Genomic DNA, 25,795 nt, shown 5'->3' with positions numbered 1-25,795 from the left:
TGTGCGTATGGGCGGCGGCTCCAACGGAGGCAGCCGCCCGCCGCAGTTTTACACGGCTGTCTGCTCGGGTATCTGTCCGCCAACGGTGAACCACGCTTCGCAGTGCCGCAACAAGCCGTTCAGGTCCGAGCCGGTGCGCCCGCGCGCGCTGATGTAGCCGTCGGGCCGCAGCAGATAGAACGACGGCCGCGTTCGTCCATACGACTCGGCTAGCGACGGACCGCCGTCGCCGGTCGTATCCGTCACGCGCCAGATGCGCACCGCGCCTGGCAACAATCTCTCCATGTCGGCCACGAGACGCTCGAACTCGGCGTCGCGGGGCGGCTCGTGCTTTGCATCGGGATCGAGCGGCTTTTCGTCGACGGGCAGTGGCGGCACGAGCACGAACAGCGAAAAAAACGCGGGGTCGTGCAGATCGAAAATGCAGCCGATGCCGGGCGCGCGTCCGAGCGGACCGTCGACCACGTGCACCACCGCATCCGGCGCGCGTTCGCCCGCGCGCGGACCGCCGTCGAGCACGCGTTCGAGCGTGAGCGGACTGCGGCGGTACTGGACCGACAACTCGCTGATCGTGAGCCGCGCGGCGTCGCGCAACGGACCGAGCGCGGCAAGAACCGGCATCACGCGTTCGCGCAGCAGCTTGAGCGGCCCATGATCCGCCTCGGCCATCTGCGTGATGAAGCCGGTTTGCCGCAGCACGTCGCGCTCAATGGGATGTCGTTCGAGATGGTAGGTGTCGAGCAGGCGATCGGGCGCCCCGCCCTTTAGAACGCGCGCGAGCTTCCAGCCGAGATTGAACGCTTCCTGCATGCCGGTGTTCATTCCCTGAGCGCCGGCCGGACTATGCACGTGCGCGGCGTCGCCGGCGAGGAAGACGCGCCCCACGCGCAGCCGCTCGACCATCCGGCTGTTCAGGTGGAAATACGAGGACCACGCCAGCTCCGAGACATCGACGCGTTCATGCACGCGCCTCGCGAGCAGTGCCTTGCATTCGTCGAGCGACGGTGCGGTCGCGCGATTGAGCGGCGGTTCGCCAAGCACTACCGGCGAAAGCGGCGCGGCCTCGGCGACTCGCTCGACTGCGTGATCTGCGATCAGCCGATGCCGGCCGTGGCCCATTGGAAAGAGCGCGACGAGACCTTCGCCGGAAGCGAAGATGTGGAATTCGTCCTCGGGCCAGTCCGTCTCGGCATGCAGATCGGCGAGCAGGAAAGTCTGCTCGAGTGTCTTGCCCTCGAAGCTCAGGCCGAGGCCTTGGCGGATCATGCTGTGCGCGCCGTCCGCGGCGATCATGTAGGACGGACGCAGCGTTTGCGTGTGACCGTCGGCGCGCCGCAGCGTCGCCTGAATGCCGGCCGAGCCTTGTGTGAACATCGTGAGTTCGACGCCCCGCTCGACCGTGACGCCGAGCGTCGCGAGATGCTCGGTCAGCAGACGCTCGGTCACCGACTGATCGAGAAACAGCAGATACGGATAGCGCGTGTGCAGCGGATCGAAGTCGAGTTGCGCGAGGCGCATGCCGTTCGAAAACAGATTGGCGACGCGGGCGCGATGGCCCAGTTCGAGAAATCGCTCGACAAGCCGATGCTGCTCCAGCAGTTCGAGCGTGCGCGCTTGGATGCCGATTGCCCGCGAATAAGGGTTCGGCTGCATCGCGCGGTCGATCAGACGCACGGGAATATGAGCGCGCGCGAGGCTCATCGCAGCGGCGAGGCCGGTCGGACCCGCTCCGACGATCAGAACCGGCGACGCATTATTGGCAGCAGCGTCCATGCGAAACTCCGCAGAGCACAGTGCGATCTAGTGTACGCCCCGAGCCCCGGGGCTGAACGGCGCGGTGCATCAATTACGAGGTGTATCGCGCAGAGCCGGGCTTGTCGTAGACCGGCGCTGCGGCGTTGTGCTGTGGCGCGTCAGTGCGTCAGCAGGCTGCGGCGTCGGCAGGTGTCAGTGTTGTTCTGCCGGATGATCCATCGCGCATCGATGACTGGTCGTGCCGAGGTCGACTTGCAGCGTCGCGTGTTGCATCGAAAAGCGTTCCCGCAACGCGAGCACGATGCCGTCGAGCCGCTCGTCGCCGGGATGCCCGGCCGGCATCACGAGGTGCACGGTGAGCGCGTTGCCGGTGGTCGACAGCGCCCACACGTGCAGATCGTGCACGCCCTCGACGCCGGGCAGGTCCGCTAGGTAATCGCGGATGCTCTGCAGATCGACGCCTGACGGCACCGCATTGAGCGCGAGCCTCACCGAATCGCGCAACAGACCCCAGGTCCCGTAGACGACGACCGCGACCACCAGCAGGCTCATTAGCGGGTCGAGCCACGTCCAGTTGGTATAGAGAATCACGAGACCGCTTATGGCCACCGCAGCGGACACGCCGGCATCGGCTGCCATATGCAGAAAGGCGCCGCGGATGTTGAGGTCTTCCTTCTGGCCACGCATGAAGAGCCACGCGGAAATCCCGTTCACGACGACGCCGACGGTCGCAACGACGAACACGGCGAGCCCTGCGACCGGCGCCGGATTCATCAGGCGGCCGATCGCCTCGGCGACGATCACGCCGCACGCGAACAACAGGAGCGCTGCATTGGCCAGCGACGCGAGAATCGACGAGCTGCCGTAGCCGAACGTGTAGCGTGCGGAAGGACGGCGCGTCGTAAGCCAGGCGGCGCCCCAGGCGAGCAGCAGGCCGAGTACGTCGGACAGGTTGTGACCGGCATCGGCGAGCAGCGCGGTCGAGTGCGCGAGCACGCCGTACAGCGCCTGAATTACGACGATCGCGACATTCAACGCGACAGCCAGCGCGAACGCGAAGCCGTGGCCTGGGACGGGCGCGTGATGGTGATGATGGTGGCCTGCGTGGGTGTGGCTGTGATCGTGGCCGTGGCTGTGGCCGTCGCCGCGATCGCGACTGTCGTCGTGGCCGTGGTCGTGGCCGTGGTCGTGACTGTGGTCGTCGTGGTCGCGACTGTGGTCGTGGCCATGACTTTGGTCGTGGCTGCCGCTGTGCCCGTGGCCGGCGGCATGGCTCTGATCGAGGCCGTCCCCATGGCCGCCCTGTTCAAGCTCACGAGCAGAATGCTCCCCCGCTACAACCCCGCGATCACTGTCCTCATGAACCTGCGTGCCGGCAACTCGACTCTGTTTGTCCGCGACGTCGTTGTTATCCGTCGCGTCGAGCCACACCGGGGCGTGTTCGTCTTCCCTTTCTTCGATTTTCTTCATGGCAGATCCAATGCGTCATCACGGGCGGGCTCGGCCACGTGTTCAAGCATGCCGGCCAGCATCGTGCTGATGTGGCGGTCGGCGGCGAGATAGAACACCTGCTTGCCCTGCCGCTGCGCCCGCACGATTCGCGCCGCGCGCAGCAGCCGCAAATGATGGCTCACGAGCGACGGCGACAGATTCAGTTCTTCGGCAATGGCACCCACCGCCCGCCGTTCGTCGACGCAAGCCAGCACGATGCGCAAGCGCGTCGGGTCGCCCAGCAGGCGAAACAGGTCGGCGAGCGGCGCGACCCTGTCCGCCGGGCGCGGTTCGAAACTCGCCGGCAAAGGCGGCAATGGCGGCGAGGCCGTAGCGGGAATCATGGGCGGCAGATATATGAACAGGTGTTCACATGTTAGCGAAACGGGCCCGCCGGGTCAAACCGGGGTGCGGGTCGGCGAGTGTGGGAAAATGCGGCCTTTGCCTCACCGACTACCATCCCCGTCATGCAACCTGTATTTGACCGCGCTTTCGCGGCGCATCGTGACGGCCGGCTCGAAGATGCCGAACGCGGCTACCGCGCGACGCTCGACGGCAACCCGGTGCACGTCGATGCGCTGCACCTGCTGGGCGTCCTGCGCCACCAGCAGGGCCAGCACGCCGAGGCCGCCGAACTCGTACGGCGCGCGGTAGACCTGCGCCCGCAAGACGCCGCGCTGCAACTGAACCTCGGCAACGCGCTGAAGGCGCTCGGCCAGATCGACGAAGCCATCGACCAGTTCCGCAACGCTCTCACGCTTGCGCCTTCGTTCCCCATGGCGCACTACAACCTCGGCAACGCCTACACCGCGGCAGGTCGTCACGAAGACGCCGCGGACGCATTCCGCCGCTCGTTGCGCCTGCAGCCGGACGACGCCTCGTCGCATAACAATCTGGGCAACGCGTTGCACGCGCTCGGGCGTCACGAGGAAGCCATCGCCTCGTTCCGCCGTACGCTGGAATTGCGCCCAGGCCACGCCGGGGCGCTCAACAACATGGGCATGTCGCTCAATGCGCTCGGCCGCGCCGACGAAGCGATCCCATGCTTCCAGGCCGCACTCGCCGCCGAGCCGCGCTTCGTCGCCGCGCATTTCAACCTCGCCAATACGTTCGACGCCACCGGCCGTCACGCAGAGGCGGTTGCCTCGTTCGAGGCTGCGCTCGCATTGCAGCCGAACCTGCCGCCCGCCATCTTCGGCATGGGCAACGCGCTGGCTGCGCTGGGGCGTCACGCTCAAGCGATACCGTATCTCGAACGCTCGGTCGGACTGGATCCGCAATTCGCGCTCGCGTGGCTGAGCCTTGGCACCGCGCACCAGGCGCTGGGCGCACACGCCACAGCTGTACGCGCATTCGATCAGGCGTTGCGCGTGCAGCCGGATCTCGCGTCAGCGCATATGAACCGGGCGCTAGCGTGGCTTGCGCTCGGCGACTTTGCGCGTGGGTTGCCCGAATACGAATGGCGTCTGCAAACGGTCGCCGAGCCGGCCATCGAAACCTTACCGCGCTGGCACGGCGAGCCGGTGTCACAACGCACGCTGTTGATACACGCCGAACAGGGTTTCGGCGATACGTTGCAGTTCGTGCGCTTCATCCCGCTGGCCGCGCAACGTGCGGCGCGTGTGGTGCTCGAAGTACAGCCGCAGTTGCTGCCGCTGCTCGAGCCGGCCGCGCAGGAGTGGCGTGTGACGCTCATCCCGAGAGGCGCGCCGCGCCCCGCCGCTGATGTTCAATGCCCGTTGCTGAGCTTGCCGCTCGCGCTCGGCACGACGTTGGACACGATTCCCGAGCGCACGCCCTATCTCAGCGTGCCACCCGCGTACCGGCGAAAATGGCGCGGCTCGCTGGGCGGCCAGGCAAAGCGCAAGATTGGGCTTGCGTGGTCGGGGCGCATCCACCAGAACGAAACGCGATCTATGCCGCTCGCCGAACTCGATCCGCTTTTCGCGATTGATGGCATCGACTGGATCGTGTTGCAGCCCAACCTCAGTGCCGATGAATGCGCCGCGCTGGACGCGCATCCGCGAGCCGGGTCGATTCATCGGTTCGACAAGCGGATCGACGACTTCGCGGATACGGCGGCGATCATCGAGCGCCTCGACGCGGTGGTGTCGATCGATACGTCGATCGCGCACCTCGCCGGCGCGCTGCGCAAGCCGCTCTGGCTGATGCTGCCGTTCGCGCCAGATTGGCGCTGGTGCGCCGACGACACGCGCAGCCCGTGGTACGCGAGCGCGACACTGGTACGTCAGCCGCAGCCCGATGCATGGCGCGAGGTCGTGCACGCGGTCGCAAACGAGTTGCGCCGGGGCTAGCCGCCCGGGCATGTGATCGCTACGGCAACAAAAAAAACCCCGCGGCCTGACGAGCGTGGGGTTTTTTTGTTGCACCGACGTCGCAAGCGGCGTCAGCACACGCTCAGAGTCATGCGGCTTTGTATTGATCGCGCGATTCAGGCGTGCGGTACAGCACGAGCGTTGCAATCAGCCCGCAGATCGCGGCCACGCCGAGGAACAGGCCCGGGGCCGCCTTGTTGCCGGTGGAATGGATCAGCAGCGTGGAAATGGCCGGCGTGAAACCGCCGATCGTCGTGGCAAGGCTGTATGCGAGCGAGAAGCCTGCGGTGCGCACTTCCACCGGCATGACTTCGGTCAGCGCCACGACCATCGCGCCGTTATAACTGCCGTAGAGGAACGACAGCCACAACTCGACGGCGAGCAGCCGAGCGAACGACGGCTCGGCGACGAGCCATTGCAGCGCCGGGTACGCGGTGACGATGGTGAGCGCCGTAAAAGCAAGCAACACCGGACGACGGCCGATGCGGTCCGACAGCGCGCCCGCGAGCGGCAGCCAGATCAGGTTCGACAGACCGATGCAGACGGTGACGACAAGCGTATCGATCGACGACAGCTTCAGCACTTCCTTGCCGAACGTCGGCGTATAAGCCGTGATCATGTAGAAGGACACAGTGGTCATGATCACCATGCCCATGCCGCCCAGCACGGTGCCCCAGTTCGCGGCCATGGTCTTCATGATCTCGCCCATTCCCGGACGATGCTTGCGCGCCGAGAACTCCTCGGTTTCCTTCAACGAGCGGCGAATCATGAACAGAAACGGCACGATCAGGCAGCCGATCAGGAACGGCACGCGCCAGCCCCATGCGCTCATCTGGTCGGCGGGCAGCATCTTGTTGAGCATTACGCCCAGCAGCGCGGCGAACACCACGGCAACCTGCTGGCTGCCTGACTGCCACGCGCAATAGAAGCCTTTGTTGCCTTTGGTGGCGATTTCGGACAGATACACCGACACGCCGCCCAGTTCCACGCCCGCGGAAAAGCCTTGCAGCAAGCGGCCCAGCAGCACGAGCACCGGGGCGAGCAGGCCGATCGTCGCGTAGCCCGGAATGGACGCTACGGTCAGCGTGCCGAGCGCCATCAGGCCCAGGGTGAGGATCAGCCCCTTGCGGCGACCGTGATGGTCGATATAAGCGCCGAGGACAATCGCGCCGAGCGGCCGCATCAGGAAGCCCGCGCCGAACACCGACAGCGAAAGCATCAGCGACGCAAACTCGCTGCCGCTCGGAAAGTAAGTCTTGGCAATCGCGGACGCGTAGTAGCCGTAGACCATGAAGTCGTACATCTCAAGAAAGTTGCCGCTGACTACGCGGAACACGGTCTTGACTTTGGATTCTTGCGACGGGGAGATAGCGTGTGACGCTGTTGACATGACGTTCTCTGATAAGCCCACGCCCGGCAAGCCGCGGCGATCTGGCAGTTGAAACGATTCGCGCCCGGTGAGAATGCGGATGCCACAGGCAAATGGATGGCCGCAGGTTGAGCCGCGCCGGGGGCGCTGAATTCTGCGACCCAATACACTTTAGCGGTATCAGGGTAAACGTTGAGGTCCGCCAGAAGCCGCGCCACAGCATGTTACCGTCCATAGTGCTGTTGCATATTCCCTACATTTTCATTACAGCCAGTTGCGCCACTCGCGACCGTTAGAATTGCAACTCGTCATTGCCGTGATGCCCTTCCCGATGCCAACCGCCTCCGCCCTTTCGCTGCGCCCCGCAACCATCGTCGACGCAGCGCTCATCGCGTCTATTCACAGCACGAGCTGGCGCGCCACTTATCGTGGTCTGTTGCCTGACGCTTTTCTGGACGGTGAAGTCACTCAGGAGCGCGCCGCCTATTGGGAGGCCCGCATGAGCGCGCCGGGCGGCGAGCGTCGCATGGTGGCGATTGCAGAACTGGGCGGCGAGCCCGTTGGCTTCGTATGCGTGGAGAGTCAACCGGAATCCGCGTGGGGCGTGCTGCTGGATAACCTGCATGCACTTCCGGACCATCAGGGCATTGGCGTCGGCAAACTGCTGATGCGCGCCGCCGAAGACTGGGCTCGCGCGCAGGGCGAGACTCAACTCTATTTGTTCGCGCTAGAGGGCAATCTGCCGGCTATCGGTTTCTATGAACGGCAAGGCTGGCAGTATGTCGGCGCAGAGCCGGATCGCATGGGCGGCGTGGATATCACGGCGCTGCGCTATGTTTATCGGTTGGACAAGTCGAGCGCTTGAGCTGCGTCTTGAGCGCCGCAATCCCGGACAGATCTGCACTCACGTTGCGAAACGTCTGAGCGTTGCCGGTTTCGTTCGGGCGCATCATGCATTCTTCCCGACGATGGCTTTTCTGTTGAAGCGATAATGCATTCGCGGAGGCTGATACGCGTCCCTGCGCTTTTGCGCGTTGACGCGCGTGAGGCGTTCCTCGCGTACTGCTCCGAGGCCATCGTCTCACCGACCTACGGGGCGCCAGGCGGCGTCCGTCCCCGAGGCGCTGGAAGAGATCGATGCCCACCACACCTTTAACGATAATTGACGGCGCGATGGCGTTGCCCCGCTCCCGCCCGTTCAATGGTGTGCCGGCGCCCTTCGGCCGCGGGTGGGCGTTGCTCGCGCCAAGCCACCGGTTGGATAAAGGGCTGCACGGGCTTTACGGAGCGGTCCTCAAGACATTTGACTTACGCGACCAGCCTATTCGCTCGTTCTGTCGATGGGAGGCGCCGAACCATCAGCTTGCTGACGCTTCCGCGGCGATCATGATGGGATTGGCGACAGGCGCGATGACGGCGGAGACAGTGGGTGAGCATGAGGCGGAGGCGTTGCGACTTCGGGGCGGCTTGCCTCCGGGGCACTCGGTTTTCGCGGACAATTTAGCTGTACCTGACGCTCCCCCTTTTCAGGATGCCTTTGCGCCAGTGAAAGCGCATGTCGCAGGATCGGCGGCACGCGCGCCCCTCATGCCGCGGTGGGCGCTGGCGGGAGGCGCCTGCGCGTTGAGCGGCGCCGCACTGCTCGCATGGACGGCGGTCGGTCATGTCGACGTCCGTGGTCTGCGCATTGGCAACCTCCCGAGGCGCACTGACATAGCGGTGGTCGAGCGCCAGACGCCGGCCAGGCAAATTCCGCGGCGCGATACCGTTGACGTTTCGAACAGCGTCGCCGAAACAGCAAACATGAGCGGTGCAAGCGCTGTCTTTGCGCGGCAGCATGCGCGAACCGCATTGGTGTCCGGCACGGCCCGGACCGTTGCTGTGGGCGGCTTGACGTTGCACCCGCCGACAACCGCGTCGATCGAACCGCACCGCTCTGCGACCATCGTCCGCACACGCACGCCGCTTGCCGTGAAGAATGACGGCGATCGCCGGATCGTCTATAGACATCCCGCGAGAACTGACGCTGTGAGCCATCGGCAGCACGCAGCCGACGGCGCGTCGACTATCGCAATGCCACCGCCTGTAACGGGGATGTTCGTCAAACCGTCGGTTGCGGGATCATACTCGCCGCCCGCGCCGACGCAGCCAGGCACGAGCGACTACACGTTCGCCGACATGTCCGCGAGCATTCGCCACGGCAGCACGACGCAGCAGGCGCAGCAGGCATCATCCGCGAATCTGGACGGGAGCGCCGGGCAGCAGTGGAGCGCCCGTCTCACACATCGGCGAGTGACCGAAGTCCCAGATCAATTCATCAGATAGCCGCGCGAAAAGCGGCACAAAAAAGCCCGGCTACCAAAGCCGGGCTTCCTCCGCATTTCAAGCGCTTTTACTTCTGGCCTGCCAAGCCCATTTCGGTCTGCCGTTGCAGTTGCATGACCTGACCTTGCACCTGCCGCAGTTGCGCCTGTGCCCGCTCTTTTTCCTCGCGTAACGCGGCCGCTTCGTTTTGCGTCTGACGCTGGTAGTCGTTGACCTTGGCCTGCTGGGTGCGGGCGACCTCAAGGTCAGCTTGCAGGCGCTTCGCACGATCTTCGGACAACGCGATAGTGTCCTCTATGTACGCCTTCTGCGCCTGCAGCTGCGTCCGGTGAATCTCCACCTCAGCTAACTGCGCGGTTTGCTGTACGAATCCTGCGTAGATCGCTTCAGCCCGGCCCGCGTCCGTCGACTTGATTACCCGCCAGAAATGCTTGTCCTGAAACAACGCGACGTAGTACGTCATCTCGCGCGGATAGAAGAAAAGGCTCGCGCCATAACTGCCGTTGTATGTGGTGCGCAATTCGCTCAGCTTCGTGTCCTGGATCATTTGCATTAACTCGGCCACGTTGCCTTGCGCTTCACTTGACATGGGCGATTCGGGCGACGAAGCCGACTGAGCTAATGAACCTGACGACCCTGAGGCACCTGGCGCAAGCGACACAACCGAGGCCGAGGCAGCCCCCGACGCCGCGTCGCGCAGCGCAGCGACGACGGGCTGCGGCGTAAGAGCGTTCATGGCCGGCCGCGTGCCAACCATGGGTGCCGCCATTTCGCCTTGCGCGGCCAGCACGAACCCGCCATGCTGCAACAGCGCACACGAAGTCGCGAGCAGCATGGCGCGCCGTATCAATAAGGTGTACTTCATACGTGCATGCTCCATGCGGATCCAGAAAACAGCTTTGGATTATCGCGCGGATTGTCGCTTAAGCGAAGCATTGAAGCGTCGTAAAAATAGACTTTAAATTGAGATGAAACTACGTTGTGCGAAATACACGACATGCCGGCCTATCGCGAAATAAAACATATCTGGATAAGGCTTGAAACGCAGGAGACACATGGCGTCGATGGACAAGACAAGACGCCAAACACCACGCGCAAGTGATAACGGCGAGCGCATAAATAACGAGGCGCCACTTACCCAGTGGCGCCTCTGACGAATTACATTTTCCAGCACCGGGCCACGCCGGCAATCCGCAAGCGCAAGCCCGAACTGCCGTCACCCCATGCCTAGAAGCGCGTTTCGCGCGCCACTCGCAGGAATGTATCGAGCAGCGGCGTGCAATCGAGCAACTCAGGACCGCCCGCGCGATGGAACTCGGGATGCCATTGCACGCCCATCACGAAAGGCGCGCGCCGGTAGCGCACGGCTTCGATAATGCCGTCCGATGCCGACACCGCCTCGATATTCAGATCGCGGCCGAGCGTCTTGACCGCCTGATGGTGAATCGAGTTGACGATCGCATCGCGCCGGGCGGGAAACATATTGGCGAGCGTCGAGCCGTCAGGGAAATGGATGGCATGCCGATGTTGATCGTAATCTTCGTTCACGTGCGCACCGGCGGTCGGCACGTCGGTGGCGATATCCTGATACAAGGTCCCGCCGAACGCCACATTGATCAGCTGGCAACCGCGGCACACGCCGAGCACCGGCTTGCCAGACTCGATGAATTCATGCAGTAGTTCGAGCTCGTACATGTCGCGCACGCGGTCGCCGGGCCATTCGGGACTCGTCGCCGCCTCGGCATACGATTGGGGCGAAACGTCCGCGCCGCCTTGCAGCAACAGACCGTCGAGATGCTTCGCATAGTCGCGCAAACGGATGTTGCTCGGATGCAGCATGCCCTGGTGCCCGACCGTCGGAATCATGAAGACCAGCACGTCGCGCGACATTACCCAGTGCGCAATCGACTCTTCGAGATATTGCAGCGTCTTGCCCCGCAGCCCTTTCGCACCCGGCTCCGGGTGAAAGATTCGCGCCGATACGCCGATGCGCAGCGTGCGCTGCGTGATCCGCTGACCGGCCCGATCGAACAGCTGTCGCGCGCGCGCCGCGATGATGCGGCCAAACACGGACCACGCCGAGTCCGTCTGCTTCAGATAGCGTGGTGGCGACGGCGGCAACGCATTCGGCGGCGGCGGGTTGGTCGCGGTGAAATCGGGCGCGGCGCCGAAGCCCGGCGGAGGCGAACCCGCCGGACGCGCGGTGGATGCGGCGGCGTCTTCGGCGGCGAGCACGTCGTCGGCCGAAGCGATGAGTTCGCCTTGAATCGGTTCACTGGTCAGCGGCGTCGCGTTATGAGTGGACGGAACTTCCCGCCCGCGAACCGGGCGCGAGTCGCGCTCATGAACCGCGGCCTCCTGCTTCGCGGTGGAAGCCGCGGCGGAACTGCGCGCCTCGGCCGCGTCGCGTTGCTGGGCGGTCCGTTTGACGACTGGCGTAACGGTGGACGCACTTTCGGGGTCGTCAGTCGATGACCTCGCAGCCGCCTCCGACGAAGCGGCCGGCGCCGGGACCGATGCCGTAACGGGCACGGACGACGGCGCCGCCGTCGACGCGACCGGATCTTTCACGGGCGACTGAATGACGTCTTCATGCGAGAGGGGTAACGATGCGGTCGGTTCGGCCAGTGTTTGGCCGAAGCTTTCCGGCGATGCCGGAGGCGGCGTCGAACTGCCGGATTGACCGGCGTTTTCGGGTTTGTTTTCGCTCATGACTGTTGGACAGGCGCCTTCCACGCGAACGAATGAATATGCCCTGATTATCCGCCAGCGTGCTTGACCCGGCAAACCCGCACACAATTGCTCACATTGTCGGGCCGCCTCGCGCAGTTCCGTCTAACTTAGGGATCCGGCTGTTCGTCAAAAGTTTCGCGCAGCGCGATCTGCATTGCCGCGTGAATCTTCACGCACCAGCGCCACACGAGCGCGAGCAGCAGCGCCGCGCAGATCAGCACCGCGGCGAGCAGGCCAGTCGGCGGCAGGATACCGCCCGAAAGCGCCGCGACGAGCAGAAACACGCCGACCATGCACACCACCGGCACGAGATCGGAGATCGCATAACGCAGCGCGCTCGTGAAGCGCCCGGCCGTCGCCGGCTGCACGCTCACCTCGGCGAGCAGCAACGCGAGCGACTTGGTCTTGCGATAAACCGCCACCAGAAACGGCATCGACACGAGCAACGCGACGCTCCACAGCACGACGCGCTGCATCGGCTCCGAACTGACCCAACGCGTCAACACCGTACTGATGTAAGGCGCGCCGTAGGACACAATCAGAAAGATCGCGGCAACCAACGCAAGATTCACCGCGATCTGCAGGATGATTCGCCGCGTCATGCTGAAAAGCGTCGGCTCGCCGCTTTCTGTGCTGAGGCTGCTCAACCACTGGCTATACATGCCGAACACATTGACGAGCGTGCGCGGCATCGCGTCGGCGAAACGCCGCGTGAGTGGATCGGCGGCCCGGATCAGATAAGGCGTGAAGAGCGTGGTCAAAGCCGATACGGCCACCGCAATCGGATAGAGAAACGCGCTCGTCACCTTCAGCGTCAAACCGAGCGACGCGATGATGAACGAGAACTCACCGATTTGTGAGACCGTCATGCCGACGCGCATCGCCGTGCGGCCGTCCTTGCCCGCGAGAAAAGTGCCGAGCCCGCACGAGACGATCTTGCCGACGATTACCGCGACCGTGATGACGGCAATCGGCCATGCATAGTCGACGAGCACCGCGGGATTCAACATCAAGCCGATGGTGACGAAAAAGATCGCAGAAAACGCATCGCGCAACGGCGCAATCAGATGCTCGATTCGATGCAGATGACGCGATTCGGCCATGATCGCGCCAATCAGGAACGCACCCAGCGCAATGCTGTAGTCGAGCTTGACCACCAGCAGGCAGAAGCCGAAACAGAAACCGAGCACGGCGACGAGCAACATCTCGTCGCTGCGAGCGCGCGCGACGTAGTTCAGCGCGCGCGGCACGACGAGAATGCCGACAACCAGCGACACCGTCATGAAAAGCAACAGCTTGCCCAGCGTGACAGCCGCAACGCCCGCGCTCAACTGCCCTGTCTGCGCGATGCCGGACAGCAGCACGAGCATCGCGATGGCGAGAATGTCTTCGACGATCAGAATGCCGAATACGAGTTGCGCGAAACTCTCGCGCTTCAGGCCAAGCTCAGACAACGCCTTGACGATGATGGTCGTCGACGAAATGGCGAGTATCGCGCCGAGGAACAACGAATCCATCGGGCTCCAGCCGAATGCGCTGCCGATTTCATAGCCTAGCCACAACATCAGCACGATTTCGGAGAGCGCCGCGACGATCGCGGTCGCGCCCACCTTGAAAAGCTTTCGCAGACTGAATTCGAGACCGAGCGAAAACATCAGGAACACAACGCCCAGTTCGCCCAACGTCTTGATGGTCTGCTCGTCGTGGATCAGCTGAAACGGCGGCGTGTACGGCCCAATGATCACGCCCGCCGCGATATAGCCGAGCACCACCGGCTGCTTCAGGCGATGGAACAGCACGGTAACGACGCCGGCGAGCGCCATCACGACCGCCAGATCCTGAATGAAGCCGATGCCTTCGTGCATGCGTCTTTCCTTACAAAAAGTAATGTCCAAACAAGCGCAGTGTAACAAACCGTCTCCGGCGCGGCGGCCCGCGCGCCGGTCGGCGATCCGGAGCCAATGTTTTTGACACGCTGGACGCCTGTGAAATATCACAATAATATTTGTCGCATATCGTCCCGGAGTTCACTCATGCAGCAGGTGTCTTTCAAGGTTGTAGACCGTTCCGGCGCCGAGCGCGCCATTTCAACCGATGTGAACCGCCTCACGATTGCCGGCTGGGCAGGCCGCGATCAGGCCGCAATCGAGCACCACATTGCCGAGCTTGCCGAACTCGGCGTGAAGCGCCCGTCCACTACGCCGTGCTTTTACCGTCTCGGCTCCGAACTGCTGACGCAAGCCGAACAGATCGACGTTGCCGGCACGAAGTCGAGCGGCGAAGCGGAATGCGTGCTGGTGCATTCCAGTGCGGGACTGCTCGTGACCGTCGGCTCCGATCACACCGACCGCGAAGTCGAGGCCTACGGCGTGACCGTCTCCAAGCAGGTGTGTCCGAAGCCGGTCGCGCGCGACGCGTGGCGATTCGAGGACGTCGCCGACCATTGGGATCAGCTCGAACTGCGCGCCTATGCGGTCGCGAACGGCGAGCGCCGCGTGTATCAACAAGGCAGCGTCGCCTCGCTGCTCCCCGCCGCCGACCTGCTCGCGCGTGCACCGCTCGCACAAGGCGCGGCCATGTTCTGCGGCACGCTCGCGGTTCAAGGCGGCATTGTCGGCATGGATGACGGCGACGCGCTCGAACTCGAATTGCACGATCCCGTACTGAACCGCACGCTGCGTCACGCCTATCGCGTGCGCGCGTTACCTGTTGTCGAATGAGCTATCGTCGAATGAGGCATTCATGAGCACCCCATTGCCATCCGTTGCCGACGCGTCCTCCGACGCCTGGCTCGAAGCCGCCGCCATCCGCAAGATCACGTGGCGCATCATGCCGTTCCTGTTCCTCGTCTACGTGCTGTCGTATCTGGATCGCGTCAACATCGGTTATGCGAAGCTGCAGTTCACCGGCGACCTCGGACTTTCCAACGCCGCGTACGGACTGGGCGCGGGGATCTTCTTCTTCGGCTATTTCGTATTCGAGGTGCCGAGCAATCTGCTGCTGAAGAAATTCGGCGCGCGCGCCACCATCGCCCGCATCACGATGCTGTGGGGCCTGCTGTCGTGTCTGATGATGTTCGTACGCAGCGAGACCATGTTCTACGTACTGCGCTTTTTCCTCGGCGTCGCTGAAGCCGGACTGGTGCCGGGCGTCGTGCTGTATCTGACTTTCTGGTTCCCGTCCGACCGCCGCGCGCGGATGGTCGCCGTTTTTATGGCTGCGATTCCGGTAGCGGGCATCATCGGTGCGCCGTTGTCGGGTTTCCTCATGTCGGCGCTGCACGAAGCACACGGATTGCGCGGCTGGCAGTGGATGTTCCTGATCGAAGGCATTCCGTCGATTCTCGCCGGCTTCTGGGCGCTCGCTGTGTTGCGCAACACGCCCGCCGAGGCCGCGTGGCTGACCGACGACGAAAAACGCGTGATTCTTGCCCGCATCTCGCGCGAGAATGCCGCGGCTGCTGCGGAAGGCGCCGAACATAGCCTCTCGGTCGCTTTGCGTTCGGGCCGCTTCTGGCTGCTCACGCTGATCTACTTCTGCCTCGTCACGGGCAATGCAGGTTTTTCGTTCTGGCTGCCGCAGATCGTCAAAGACCTCGGCGTGACGAATCTCGTGACCAATGGCTTCGTTACCGCGATTCCGTATCTGGCAGCCGGTATCGGCATGATTCTGATCGGCCGTTCGTCGGATGTGACCGGCGAGCGCCGCTGGCACTACGCCGTGTGCTGTTTCATCGGCGCGGCGGGCCTGCTCGGCAGCGCGTCGGTCACGAACTCGATTCCGCTAGCCGTCACCGGTTTGTCGATTGCGTATATCGGCATCCTCGCGGGCTTCGGCATCTTCTGGTCGATGTCGACGAGCTTCCTGCAAGGCACCGCTGCGGTCGCCGGCATTGCGGTGATCAATTCGATCGCCAACCTCGCTGGTTATGTCAGCCCGTATGTACTCGGTATCGTGAAAGACGCGACGCATAGCGTGACGTTCGGGCTCGTGCTGATTGCGGGCGCGCTGATCGTGGGCGGCCTCGTCACGCTGATGATGCCGCGTGTCAGGGTTCAGCACGCCGCGACAACGGTGGCGGGCAGCGCGTGAGGTATCAATAGTGGCACGGCCTGGCGGGCTCGCCCCACCCTGACAGGCCAGGCTCACGCACCTCGCATCGGACCGGAGCCCGCGCCCGCCACGCCCGCGAAAAGCTCGCTCGACCTTGCTCTACAATGCGCGGACGACATCGTCCGCTCCTTCTTCACATGACGCTTTTGCAGACCGCCCGTCCCCCACGGCCCACCCGAGCGACCGCCAATGCGAGTCTCGCGGAACAGGCTTATGCGTTCGTCAAGCGCGAAATCATCACGATGCGTTTGCGGCCGAGCGAGGTGCTCAACGAAGCGGAGTTGATGGCGCTGACCGGCATCGGCAGAACGCCGGTGCACCAGGCGCTGCACCGGCTCGTCCACGAAGGGATGCTGACCATCATGCCGCGCAAGGGCATCATGGTGCGCCCCGTTTCGCTCGACGACGTGCTTGCGATCATCGACGTGCGCCTCGTCAACGAAAGCTACTGCGTCGAACTCGCCGCGCGTCACGCGCAACAGCACGACTACGACGCGATGCAGACGCTGCTGGAGCGCTCGGCCGTGTGCGTCGCCGCGCACGACATAGAAGGCATGATGGACATTGACCGCGAGTTCCATCTGGCCATTTCGGCCGCCTCGCGCAACGCGGTGCTCGCCGACATTCTGCGCGGACTGCATGAGCGCTCGTTGCGCTTCTGGTTCATTTCACTCTCTGAGCCGCATCATCTCGAAGACGTTCACGAAGAACACCTCGAACTATTCCGCCTGCTGCGCGAGCGCGACGCCGAAGGCGCGAAACGCTCGGTGCAGAAACATATCGAGGCATTCCGCGCGACGCTTTTCAACCGCATGTAAAACCCGCATGTAGAAACCTTACGTAAGCGGCTTCACGCAGACCAACTGGATCGAACGACATCATGGCCACTGAATTCACGCCCTTCCCGCCGCTTGCCCAGCTCGCCGCCGACCTTGGCGCGGGGCGCACCACGAGCCGCGCGCTCGTCGAAACCGCGCTCGAACGGATCGCCGATCCGGCCGGCCAGGGCGCGGTCGCCTTCATGCACGTCGATGCAGACGGCGCACGCCAGGCCGCCGACGCGCACGACCGTTTGCGCGCCGCCGGCACGGTACTCTCGCCGCTCGCCGGCATTCCGGTCTCGGTAAAGGACCTGTTCGACATCGAGGGCCAGCCGACCCGCGCCGGCTCGACGGTGCTTGCCGACGCACCCGCCGCCACGCAGGACGCCGTGGCCGTCGCGCGCCTGAAGCGGGCAGGCGCGGTGATCGTCGGACGCACCAATATGAGCGAATTCGCGTTCTCCGGGCTCGGACTCAATCCGCACTACGGCAACCCGCTGTCGCCGTACCGGCGCGACGTAAAGGGCGACGAGCGGATCTCGGGTGGCTCGTCGTCGGGCGCGGCGGCTTCCGTCGCGGACGGCATGGCCGCCGTTGCGCTCGGCACCGACACGGGCGGCTCGCTTCGAATTCCGTCCGCGCTGTGCGGTCTGACCGGCTTCAAGCCGACCGCCGCGCGCGTTCCGAAGCAAGGCGGCGTGCCGCTTTCGCCGACGCTCGATTCGTTCGGCCCGATCGGCGTCTCGGTGGCGTGCTGCGCACTGGTGGACCGCATGCTCGCCGGGCTCGAACCGCGCGTGCCGGCTGCGCGGCCGCTCGAAGGCGTGCGCCTCGGCGTGCTGACCAACTACGTTACCGACGGCGTCGAGCCCGAGGTCGCGGCCGCCGTCGACACCGCGCTCAAGCACCTCGAAGCGGCCGGAGCGATTGTCAGCGAAGTGCGCTTTGCACCGCTCGACCGTCTGCCCGACATCAACCGCTTCGGCTTTTCGCCGATCGAAGCGTATGCGTGGCATCGTCCTTTGCTGGAGAAACACCGCGACCAATACGATCCGCGCGTGCTGGTGCGCATTCTCAAAGGCCAGCCGGCCAGCGCCGCCGACTATCTGGACCTGCTCGCCGAACGCGACGCGATGCTCGCCGAAGCGGCACGCACGCTGTGGCAGCGCTTCGACGCGGTAGTTGCGCCGACCGTGCCGATGCTGCCGCCGCGCGTCGCCGAACTCGTTTCCGACGACGACCTCTTCGGCCGCACCAACGCACTGATGCTGCGCAACCCGGGCGTGTTCAACTTCCTCGACGCCTGCGCGCTGTCGCTGCCCTGCCACCTGCGAGGCGACGCACCGGTCGGCCTGATGCTGGCAGGCGCGCCGCACGCCGACGACACGCTTCTCGCCATTGGCCGGGGCGCCGAAGCGGTGCTCAACGCGATTCGCTGAGCGACGTCACGGTTTGCGTGCGGGTGAGGCGTCGTGTGGGCGGGGGTTCGCGCTAAAATCGCGGGCACTCGCCGTTTCCGCTGATTAGCGGCCACACAACAGCTACACAACCGCCACACGATCCATGAACAACGACAATGCGATGCTGCGCCGCGAGCGCTCCCTGCTGGTCCTGCTTGGCCTGATCTGCGTCGGCCTCGTTGCCGGCGCCCTGTATCTGCAGTACTTCAAGCACGAGGATCCGTGCCCGCTGTGCATCATCCAGCGCTATTTCTTCCTGCTGATCGCAATCTTCGCGTTCCTCGGCGCGCGGTTCAACAGCTGGCGCGGCGTGCGTCTGCTCGAAACGATGGCAGCGTTGTCGGCGCTGGCGGGTATCGTGACCGCGGTGCGGCACGTATATGTGCAGGCGAATCCGGGCTTTAGCTGTGGCTTCGACGCGCTGCAGCCGATCGTCGACAGTCTGCCGCCTGCGCATTGGCTGCCGGGCGTGTTCAAGGTGGCCGGGCTATGCGAAACCGCCTATCCGCCGATCCTCGGCCTGACGCTGCCGATGTGGGCACTGGTCGGCTTCGTGCTCGCTTTCGTTCCGCTGGCAATTAGCCTCGTGCGCAACCGCAGGCGGATTGCTTGAGGAATTTTGCCGGTTTCATACGGCGCTGGCATCTATCCCGCGCCTAACGGCGCGGCGCTATGGCGAAGACCGCCGCAGTGATACCGCCTTTGTGGATCGGGCCGCCTCTGCGCTGTGTCGGTTTTTGCCGTTTTCTTTTTTGCCGATCCGGTTGCTGCCGCCGTCGCGCGCCCCGGTTTCCGGCGGTTTTGAACCGCAGGCAGGGCGCTTCGCCTGGTCCGCAGTCCAACTCCTGCCCGTTCGCCTCTTTCGCGCCAGCTTCTGCCGGTGCGCCTCCTTCCCGCCCGACGCAACTTCCCCGCGCGAAGTGAATCCGACTCAAATCGGACTGATCTCATTGCATCTTCCGAATAAGCTTCATGCGACATCGGAAATATTTTTGAGGCGCCGTAATGCTATCTTCGGATATGGATGGCGATCTACGTGCGCGAGGCCGGCTTTGGCGCGACCCCATGCGTAACGCGCGCCCGGTCCGCACTGTCTTCTGGATTCGCCATGACAACGCAAACCATCCGCTTTTATCGCCAGGGGTCCGTCCACGAGATCTCCGGCGTACCCGCATCGCGCACCGTGCTCCAGCATCTGCGCGAAGACCTGCATTGCACCGGCACCAAGGAAGGCTGCGCTGAAGGCGACTGTGGCGCCTGCACGGTCGTCATCGGCGAGCTCGACGCGCGAGGCGCGCTCGCGCTGAAAGCGGTCAACGCCTGCATCCAGTTCCTGCCCACACTCGACGGCAAAGCCCTGTTCACGGTCGAAGACCTGCGCGCGGCGGACGGCACGCTGCATCCCGTGCAACAGGCAATGGTCGACTGTCACGGCTCGCAGTGCGGCTTCTGCACACCCGGCTTCGTGATGTCGATGTGGGCACTCTACGAAAACCAGCCAGCGGCTGCCGGCCTGCCGACACGCGACGAAATCAACATCGCGCTGTCCGGCAACCTGTGCCGCTGCACCGGCTACCGGCCGATCGTGGACGCATCGCAGAAAATGTTCGACTACGCGCAATATCCGCGCGTGACGCTCGATCGCAAGGCTGTCGAACAAACGCTGCGTGAACTGCGACGCAACGACACGTTCGAGTACCGCGCGCCCGACACGCGCGGCGCGGCCTTCGGCGCGCCAGCGTTTTATGCGCCGCTCACGCTCGACGCATTCGCGCGGCTTCGCGCGGAACATCCGCAAGCCCGGCTCGTGGCCGGCAGCACTGACGTCGGCCTGTGGGTCACCAAGCAGTTCCGCGATCTCGGCGACGTTCTGTACATTGGCAATGTGCGCGAATTGAAGACGATCGAGCGCGATGCGCAGACGCTCACCATCGGCGCAGCCGTCACGCTCGAAGACGCGTATGCGGCCCTGGCCGCCGACTACCCTGAACTCGCCGAGCTTTGGACGCGCTTTGCGTCGCTGCCGATCCGCAATGCCGGCACGCTCGGCGGCAATGTCGCAAACGGTTCGCCGATCGGCGATTCGATGCCCGCGCTGCTTGCGCTCGGTGCCGAAGTGGTGCTGCGCCACGGCACGAAAACACGCACGCTGCCCCTCGACGGGTTCTATCTCGGCTATCAGAAAACCGCGCTCGCGTCGGGCGAATTCGTCGCCGCGCTGCGCGTTCCGCGGCCGGCGGGCAATCTACGCTTTCGCACCTACAAAGTGTCCAAGCGCTACGATCAGGACATCTCCGCGGTCTGCGCGGCATTCGCTCTGCATATCGACGAAGGCAGCACGATCGTCGAGGCTCGCGTCGCATTCGGCGGCATGGCTGCAACGCCGAAGCGGGCCACGCAAACCGAAGCCGTGCTGAGCGGCGCGACGTGGAATGAGAGCACCGCGCGGCAGGCCATGAACGCGCTCGCCGCCGACTACCAGCCGCTCACCGACATGCGCGCATCGAGCGCCTATCGGCTGAAGGTGGCGCGCAACCTGCTGTGGCGCTTCCATCTGGAAACGCGCGAGGACGCGCCGCTCGCGCTCTTCGACGTGAATGCATTCGCGTTCGAAGCCGGCACGCCGGACGCGATCGTGAAGGAGCCGTCGTGATGAATCGCACCGATGCTTTTGTCGAACGCGCTGCGAAGCAGGCGGAAAGCCCTGCTGGAAATCCCGCCGCCCTGCATCGACCCGAAGCCGCGATCGGCGTCGCGCTGCCGCATGAATCGGCCGCGCTGCACGTGAGCGGCGAAGCGACCTACACCGACGACATCGCCGAACTGCAAGGCACGCTGCACGCGGCGCTTGGCTTGTCGCGGCATGCACACGCGCGCATCGTGTCGATGGATCTCGACGCGGTGAAAAAAGCGCCCGGCGTCATCGCGGTGCTGACCGCCGAAGACATACCCGGTGAAAACAATTGCGGCCCTGTGCTGCACGACGACCCGATCCTCGCCGTCAATGAAGTGCTGTACCTCGGTCAGCCTGTGTTCGCCGTGATTGCGCAGAGCCACGAGCTCGCGCGCCGCGCCGCGGCGCTCGCGAAAAGCGACGACGTGATCCGCTATGAGCCGCTCGACGCGATTCTCACGCCGGCGGACGCGAAGGCCGCCAAACAGTTCGTGCTGCCGCCGCTGCATCTGAAGCGCGGCGATCCGGACGCGAAGATCGCGGCCGCGCCGAACAACATTCGCGGCACGTTCGAAGTCGGCGGCCAGGAGCAGTTCTATCTGGAAGGCCAGGTCGCGTATGCGGTGCCGAAAGAGATGGACGGCATGCTTGTCTACAGCTCGACGCAGCATCCGAGCGAAATGCAGCAGGTCGTCGCGCATATGCTCGACTGGCCCGCGCATAACGTGGTTTGCGAGTGCCGCCGGATGGGCGGCGGCTTCGGCGGCAAGGAATCGCAATCGGCGCTCTTCGCCTGCGTGGCGTCGCTCGCGGCGAAGCTGCTGCGTCGTCCGGTCAAACTGCGCGCCGATCGCGACGACGACTTCATGATCACCGGCAAGCGGCACGACGCGATCTACGAATACGAAGCGGGCTTCGACGACAATGGCCGCATTCTCGGCGCGCGCGTGGAAATTGCGTTGCGCGCAGGCTATTCCGCTGACCTCTCCGGCGCCGTCGCCACGCGCGCCGTATGTCATTTCGATAACGCTTACTACCTGTCCGACGTCGACATCGTCGCGCTGTGCTGCAAAACCAACACCCAGTCGAACACCGCGTTCCGCGGCTTTGGCGGCCCGCAAGGCGCACTCGTGATGGAAGTGATGCTCGACAGCATTGCGCGTCAACTGAACCACGATCCGCTAGACGTACGCCTCGCCAACTACTACGGCGTAGGCGAACGCGATACGACTCCGTATGGACAGCGTGTCGAAGACAACATCATCGCGCCGTTGACCGACGATCTGCTCGACTCCAGCGACTATCGCGCGCGCCGCGCAGCGATCGCCGCGTTCAACGCCAGAAGCCCGGTACTCAAGCGCGGCCTCGCGTTTTCGCCCGTCAAGTTCGGCATCTCGTTCAATGTGCCCTTTCTGAATCAGGCCGGCGCACTGGTGCATGTGTATAAGGACGGCTCGGTGCTCGTCAATCACGGCGGCACTGAAATGGGCCAAGGGCTCAACACGAAGGTCGCTCAAGTCGTCGCGAACGAGTTCGGCTTGCCGCTCTCGCGCGTGCGTGTGAGCGCAACCGATACCTCGAAGATCGCCAACACGTCGGCGACCGCGGCTTCCACCGGCAGCGATCTGAACGGCAAGGCCGCGCAAGACGCCGCGCGAACCATTCGTGCGCGGCTTGCCGAACTCGTGGCGAAACAACTCGGCGGCAACGCAGACGACGTGCTGTTCGCGAACGGCGAGGTAACGGTGAACGGCGGTGCGATGCCTTTCGATCAACTGGTCGGCGCCGCGTATCTCGCGCGCGTGCAGTTGTGGTCGGACGGTTTCTACGCGACGCCGAAAGTGCATTGGGACGCGAAAACGCTGACCGGTCATCCGTTTTATTACTTCGCGTATGGCGCGGCCGTGTCCGAAGTGGTGATCGACACGCTAACCGGCGAATGGAAACTGCTGCGTGCCGACGTACTGCACGACGCCGGTCAGTCGATCAATCCGGCGATCGATCTGGGCCAGGTCGAAGGCGGCTTCATTCAGGGCATGGGCTGGCTCACGACCGAAGAGTTATGGTGGAACCGCGATGGCCGTCTGATGACGCATGCTCCGTCCACGTACAAGATTCCGGCTGTGAACGATACGCCCGCCGCTTTCCACGTGCGGCTTTACCCAAACCCGAACGCAGAGCCGACTGTGTTCCGCTCCAAGGCTGTCGGCGAGCCGCCGTTGCTGTTGCCGTTCTCCGTGTTCCTCGCGATTCGCGACGCGATCGCGGCCGCGGTACCGTCTGCACAGCATGCGCCGATGTTGCGCGCGCCCGCGACGCCCGAAGCGATCCTCGATGCACTGGATGCGTTGCACGCACAAAGCGCGAGCGAGCCGGCATCCGGGCAAGGAACGAGCACAGAGGCGTCGACCAGCGACACGACTGCCTGACATGCGCGAAACAGACAACCCAAGCGGAGATCCGGGCGAAGCGCAGCGAACGCAAGTGACTCGCAGATACGCCCGGCGCGACACGATCGCCTCGCACCAGGCTCAACCGGCCGCATGGAAACCCCGAGCGGCACTGTACGGAGATTCGTCGGATGCAAGCATGGCTACCTGACCTGCAACAACTGCTCGCGCACGGCGACGCCGCCGTGCTGGTGACGGTCGCGCGCGTCGAAGGTTCGGCGCCCCGTGAGGCCGGGACCAAGATGATCGTTACGCGCGATTCGGCGAAACATACGATTGGCGGCGGACACCTCGAATGGAAAGCGATCGAGACTGCGCGCCAGGTGCTGCGCGACGGCATGCGCTCGCCGCATATGCGCCGGCTCGAGCGTTTCGCGCTCGGCCCGAGTCTCGGGCAATGCTGCGGCGGCGCCGTGATACTCGCGTTCGAACGGCTCGACATCGGCGATCTGGGCTGGATCACGTCGCTTGCGAAGCGCGTGGCCGCAGGTCAATCGACGGTGCGTAGCGTATCATTCGGCCCCGCACCGGATGCGGTGATGCTGTCCGACCCCGAGCCGGGCGTCGATGCCGCCGACTGCCTGCTGTGGGACGGCGCCGGTTTCGACGACAGCGGCGCGCTGCTCACCGAGACGATTGCGCCAGGCGACTTCCCGGTCGTGCTGTTTGGCGCGGGGCACGTGGGCGCCGCTTTGGTTCGCGTGCTCGCCACGCTGCCTTGCACGGTACGCTGGGTGGACGAACGCGATGCGCAGTTTCCGCCCGTTGAATCGCTGCACGCGCACAACGTAAAGATCGACGCGAACGACGCGCCTGACGAAGCCGTCGACACGGCTGCGCCCAACACGTACTTCATCGTCATGACGCACAACCATACGCGCGACCTCGAACTGGCCGAGCGTATTTTGCGGCGCGGCGATTTTGCGTTCTTCGGCATGATCGGCTCGCACAGCAAGCGCAAACAGTTCGAACACCGGCTCGCCGCGCGCGGCATCGATCCTTCGCGGATTGCGCGGATGAAATGCCCGCTCGGCGTGGATGGCATCGTCGACAAGTCGCCGGAGATCATTGCGATTTCCGCGGCCGCGCAACTGCTGCAAGCTGTCGAGGCGAACGCGAGTGTGCATCGCGCCGCGCAGACGGTTTGACGAAGCGAGTCGACATCACGCTTACGCATCCGGCGCGCAACGACACCAACAAACTTCTGACCGACCATGAACACAACAACCGCTACGTCCCTCATCGAAAAGGCCATGCTCGCACCGAAGGCCGAGCTGCATATTCACATTGAAGGCTCACTCGAACCCGAACTGATTTTCGCGCTGTCCGAGCGCAACGGGGTAAAGCTCGCTTACGACTCCATAGAAGCACTGCGCGCGGCCTATGCATTCACCGATCTGCAATCGTTTCTCGACATCTACTACGCCGGCGCGAGCGTGCTGCTGCACGAGCAGGATTTCTACGACATGACGATGGCGTATGTCGAGCGCTGCCTCGCCGACAACGTGATTCACAGCGAGATTTTCTTCGATCCGCAGACGCACACCGAGCGCGGCGTGCCCATCGCGACGGTGGTGGCCGGCATTGAGCGCGCGCTCGCCGACGCGGAAAAACGCGGCATGTCGAGCAAGCTGATTCTGTGCTTCCTGCGTCACCTGTCCGAAGAAGACGCACTCGCAACGTTCGAAGAAGCACGGCCGTTGTTCGACCAGTACAAGCATCGCCTGATCGGCGTGGGGCTCGATTCGTCGGAGCGCGGCCATCCGCCGTCGAAATTCGAACGAGTCTTCGCGAAAGCGCGTGCGCTCGGCTTGAAGCTCGTCGCGCACGCGGGCGAGGAAGGACCACCGTCGTATATCTATGAAGCGCTCGACCTGCTCAAGGTAGACCGGGTCGATCACGGCGTGCGAAGCATCGAAGACCCGGCGCTCGTCGCGCGTCTTGCAGACACGCGTGTCGCATTGACGGTGTGTCCGCTGTCGAACCTCAAGCTTTGTGTGTTCGACGACATGACAAAACACACGCTGAAAGACCTGCTCGATCGCGGCGTCGCCGTCACGGTGAATTCCGACGATCCGGCGTATTTCGGCGGCTATGTGAACGCCAACTATGCGGCGACCATCGACGCATTGAAGCTCGACGATGCCGAGGTCTATACGATTATCCGCAACGCTTTCGAAGCGTCGTTCGTTACGCCGCAAGAGCGCGCGGAAATGATCGCAAAGCTCGACGCGCATTGGAATCAAAGCGGCCCACATTAAAGGGCCG

At 64.1% G+C, this 25,795-nt stretch carries 19 protein-coding genes; 12 read left to right on the top strand and 7 right to left on the bottom strand.

From position 1 onward, the window contains the following. Nucleotides 1–48: 48 nt before the first annotated feature. The 3 genes from BCA01S_RS07520 to BCA01S_RS07510 form a co-directional block, all read right to left on the bottom strand. Nucleotides 49–1,773 carry an FAD-dependent monooxygenase gene (locus tag BCA01S_RS07520; RefSeq protein WP_027776402.1) on the bottom strand — a complete coding sequence of 575 codons (1,725 nt, stop codon included), beginning with the start codon at nucleotides 1,771–1,773 and terminating at the stop codon, nucleotides 49–51. 174 nt (nucleotides 1,774–1,947) lie between these two features. Further along, entirely contained in the window at nucleotides 1,948–3,225 is a 1,278-nt protein-coding gene (locus BCA01S_RS07515) for a cation diffusion facilitator family transporter (protein ID WP_027776401.1), read from the bottom strand. Next, entirely contained in the window at nucleotides 3,222–3,590 is a 369-nt protein-coding gene (locus BCA01S_RS07510; RefSeq protein WP_027776400.1) for an ArsR/SmtB family transcription factor, read from the bottom strand. The genes BCA01S_RS07515 and BCA01S_RS07510 overlap by 4 nt, the downstream gene beginning before the upstream one ends. 123 nt (nucleotides 3,591–3,713) lie before the next feature. Here BCA01S_RS07510 and BCA01S_RS07505 point away from each other — a divergent pair, with 123 nt between their 5' ends. Beyond that, entirely contained in the window at nucleotides 3,714–5,561 is a 1,848-nt protein-coding gene (locus BCA01S_RS07505; RefSeq protein ID WP_027776399.1) for a tetratricopeptide repeat protein, read from the top strand. Nucleotides 5,562–5,670: 109 nt separating this feature from the next. Here BCA01S_RS07505 and BCA01S_RS07500 read toward each other — a convergent pair whose 3' ends face one another. Next, a complete protein-coding gene (locus BCA01S_RS07500; protein WP_027776398.1) occupies nucleotides 5,671–6,972 on the bottom strand; it encodes an MFS transporter in 1,302 nt (433 codons plus the stop codon). Between the two features lie 310 nt (nucleotides 6,973–7,282). Here BCA01S_RS07500 and BCA01S_RS07495 point away from each other — a divergent pair, with 310 nt between their 5' ends. Beyond that, entirely contained in the window at nucleotides 7,283–7,816 is a 534-nt protein-coding gene (locus BCA01S_RS07495) for a GNAT family N-acetyltransferase (protein ID WP_027776397.1), read from the top strand. 722 nt (nucleotides 7,817–8,538) lie between these two features. After that, a complete protein-coding gene (locus BCA01S_RS36960; protein WP_052369437.1) occupies nucleotides 8,539–9,276 on the top strand; it encodes a hypothetical protein in 738 nt (245 codons plus the stop codon). 67 nt (nucleotides 9,277–9,343) lie between these two features. Here the strand turns inward: BCA01S_RS36960 and BCA01S_RS07485 are convergent, their stop codons facing one another. From BCA01S_RS07485 to BCA01S_RS07475, 3 genes are all read right to left on the bottom strand, one after another. Then, entirely contained in the window at nucleotides 9,344–10,141 is a 798-nt protein-coding gene (locus BCA01S_RS07485; protein ID WP_027776395.1) for a DUF2968 domain-containing protein, read from the bottom strand. A 362-nt stretch (nucleotides 10,142–10,503) separates the two neighbouring features. Next, nucleotides 10,504–11,988, bottom strand: coding sequence for a gamma-glutamyl-gamma-aminobutyrate hydrolase family protein (locus tag BCA01S_RS07480; RefSeq protein ID WP_027776394.1), 1,485 nt, complete (start codon nucleotides 11,986–11,988; stop codon nucleotides 10,504–10,506). Between the two features lie 128 nt (nucleotides 11,989–12,116). Further along, a complete protein-coding gene (locus BCA01S_RS07475) occupies nucleotides 12,117–13,874 on the bottom strand; it encodes a cation:proton antiporter (RefSeq protein WP_027776393.1) in 1,758 nt (585 codons plus the stop codon). Nucleotides 13,875–14,042: 168 nt separating this feature from the next. On the opposite strand from BCA01S_RS07475, the gene BCA01S_RS07470 reads away from it, so the two are divergent. The 9 genes from BCA01S_RS07470 to BCA01S_RS07430 all read left to right on the top strand — a co-directional run bounded on the left by BCA01S_RS07470 (nucleotide 14,043) and on the right by BCA01S_RS07430 (nucleotide 25,788). Beyond that, entirely contained in the window at nucleotides 14,043–14,729 is a 687-nt protein-coding gene (locus BCA01S_RS07470; RefSeq protein WP_027776392.1) for a DUF2848 domain-containing protein, read from the top strand. Between the two features lie 22 nt (nucleotides 14,730–14,751). Beyond that, nucleotides 14,752–16,101, top strand: a complete 1,350-nt coding sequence (locus tag BCA01S_RS07465; protein WP_027776391.1) for an MFS transporter — start codon at nucleotides 14,752–14,754, stop codon at nucleotides 16,099–16,101. Between the two features lie 158 nt (nucleotides 16,102–16,259). Next, nucleotides 16,260–16,940, top strand: a complete 681-nt coding sequence (locus tag BCA01S_RS07460) for a GntR family transcriptional regulator (protein WP_020069007.1) — start codon at nucleotides 16,260–16,262, stop codon at nucleotides 16,938–16,940. 62 nt (nucleotides 16,941–17,002) lie between these two features. Beyond that, on the top strand, nucleotides 17,003–18,382 hold the full coding sequence (locus BCA01S_RS07455; RefSeq protein ID WP_027776390.1) for an amidase: 1,380 nt from the start codon (nucleotides 17,003–17,005) through the stop codon (nucleotides 18,380–18,382). A gap of 124 nt (nucleotides 18,383–18,506) precedes the next feature. Continuing rightward, nucleotides 18,507–19,016: a disulfide bond formation protein B gene (locus BCA01S_RS07450; protein WP_027776389.1), complete on the top strand. Its 510-nt coding sequence runs from the start codon at nucleotides 18,507–18,509 to the stop codon at nucleotides 19,014–19,016. Between the two features lie 495 nt (nucleotides 19,017–19,511). After that, nucleotides 19,512–21,056 (top strand): xanthine dehydrogenase small subunit, encoded by a 1,545-nt coding sequence (gene xdhA, locus BCA01S_RS07445; RefSeq protein WP_027776388.1) that lies wholly within the window; start codon nucleotides 19,512–19,514, stop codon nucleotides 21,054–21,056. Further along, nucleotides 21,056–23,506 (top strand): xanthine dehydrogenase molybdopterin binding subunit, encoded by a 2,451-nt coding sequence (gene xdhB / locus BCA01S_RS07440; RefSeq protein ID WP_027776387.1) that lies wholly within the window; start codon nucleotides 21,056–21,058, stop codon nucleotides 23,504–23,506. Before xdhA ends, xdhB begins: the two co-directional genes overlap by 1 nt. A gap of 152 nt (nucleotides 23,507–23,658) precedes the next feature. After that, nucleotides 23,659–24,675 (top strand): xanthine dehydrogenase accessory protein XdhC, encoded by a 1,017-nt coding sequence (xdhC, locus tag BCA01S_RS07435; protein WP_020069013.1) that lies wholly within the window; start codon nucleotides 23,659–23,661, stop codon nucleotides 24,673–24,675. A gap of 66 nt (nucleotides 24,676–24,741) precedes the next feature. Further along, entirely contained in the window at nucleotides 24,742–25,788 is a 1,047-nt protein-coding gene (locus tag BCA01S_RS07430; RefSeq protein ID WP_027776386.1) for an adenosine deaminase, read from the top strand. Nucleotides 25,789–25,795: the final 7 nt, after the last annotated feature.

The sequence above is a fragment of the Paraburkholderia caledonica NBRC 102488 genome, from assembly GCF_000685095.1.
GTDB classification, from domain to species: domain Bacteria; phylum Pseudomonadota; class Gammaproteobacteria; order Burkholderiales; family Burkholderiaceae; genus Paraburkholderia; species Paraburkholderia caledonica.
This window is presented reverse-complemented; position numbering and strand designations above follow the sequence as displayed.

Excerpts from the sequence above, each read along its gene's own strand:
- BCA01S_RS07520 (WP_027776402.1), bottom strand. The coding sequence starts at position 1,773 with ATGGACGCTGCTGCCAATAATGCGTCGCCGGTTCTGATCGTCGGAGCG.
- BCA01S_RS07515 (WP_027776401.1), bottom strand. The coding sequence starts at position 3,225 with ATGAAGAAAATCGAAGAAAGGGAAGACGAACACGCCCCGGTGTGGCTC.
- BCA01S_RS07510 (WP_027776400.1), bottom strand. The coding sequence starts at position 3,590 with ATGATTCCCGCTACGGCCTCGCCGCCATTGCCGCCTTTGCCGGCGAGT.
- BCA01S_RS07505 (WP_027776399.1), top strand. The coding sequence starts at position 3,714 with ATGCAACCTGTATTTGACCGCGCTTTCGCGGCGCATCGTGACGGCCGG.
- BCA01S_RS07500 (WP_027776398.1), bottom strand. The coding sequence starts at position 6,972 with ATGTCAACAGCGTCACACGCTATCTCCCCGTCGCAAGAATCCAAAGTC.
- BCA01S_RS07495 (WP_027776397.1), top strand. The coding sequence starts at position 7,283 with ATGCCAACCGCCTCCGCCCTTTCGCTGCGCCCCGCAACCATCGTCGAC.
- BCA01S_RS36960 (WP_052369437.1), top strand. The coding sequence starts at position 8,539 with ATGCCGCGGTGGGCGCTGGCGGGAGGCGCCTGCGCGTTGAGCGGCGCC.
- BCA01S_RS07485 (WP_027776395.1), bottom strand. The coding sequence starts at position 10,141 with ATGAAGTACACCTTATTGATACGGCGCGCCATGCTGCTCGCGACTTCG.
- BCA01S_RS07480 (WP_027776394.1), bottom strand. The coding sequence starts at position 11,988 with ATGAGCGAAAACAAACCCGAAAACGCCGGTCAATCCGGCAGTTCGACG.
- BCA01S_RS07475 (WP_027776393.1), bottom strand. The coding sequence starts at position 13,874 with ATGCACGAAGGCATCGGCTTCATTCAGGATCTGGCGGTCGTGATGGCG.
- BCA01S_RS07470 (WP_027776392.1), top strand. The coding sequence starts at position 14,043 with ATGCAGCAGGTGTCTTTCAAGGTTGTAGACCGTTCCGGCGCCGAGCGC.
- BCA01S_RS07465 (WP_027776391.1), top strand. The coding sequence starts at position 14,752 with ATGAGCACCCCATTGCCATCCGTTGCCGACGCGTCCTCCGACGCCTGG.
- BCA01S_RS07460 (WP_020069007.1), top strand. The coding sequence starts at position 16,260 with ATGACGCTTTTGCAGACCGCCCGTCCCCCACGGCCCACCCGAGCGACC.
- BCA01S_RS07455 (WP_027776390.1), top strand. The coding sequence starts at position 17,003 with ATGGCCACTGAATTCACGCCCTTCCCGCCGCTTGCCCAGCTCGCCGCC.
- BCA01S_RS07450 (WP_027776389.1), top strand. The coding sequence starts at position 18,507 with ATGAACAACGACAATGCGATGCTGCGCCGCGAGCGCTCCCTGCTGGTC.
- xdhA (WP_027776388.1), top strand. The coding sequence starts at position 19,512 with ATGACAACGCAAACCATCCGCTTTTATCGCCAGGGGTCCGTCCACGAG.
- xdhB (WP_027776387.1), top strand. The coding sequence starts at position 21,056 with ATGAATCGCACCGATGCTTTTGTCGAACGCGCTGCGAAGCAGGCGGAA.
- xdhC (WP_020069013.1), top strand. The coding sequence starts at position 23,659 with ATGCAAGCATGGCTACCTGACCTGCAACAACTGCTCGCGCACGGCGAC.
- BCA01S_RS07430 (WP_027776386.1), top strand. The coding sequence starts at position 24,742 with ATGAACACAACAACCGCTACGTCCCTCATCGAAAAGGCCATGCTCGCA.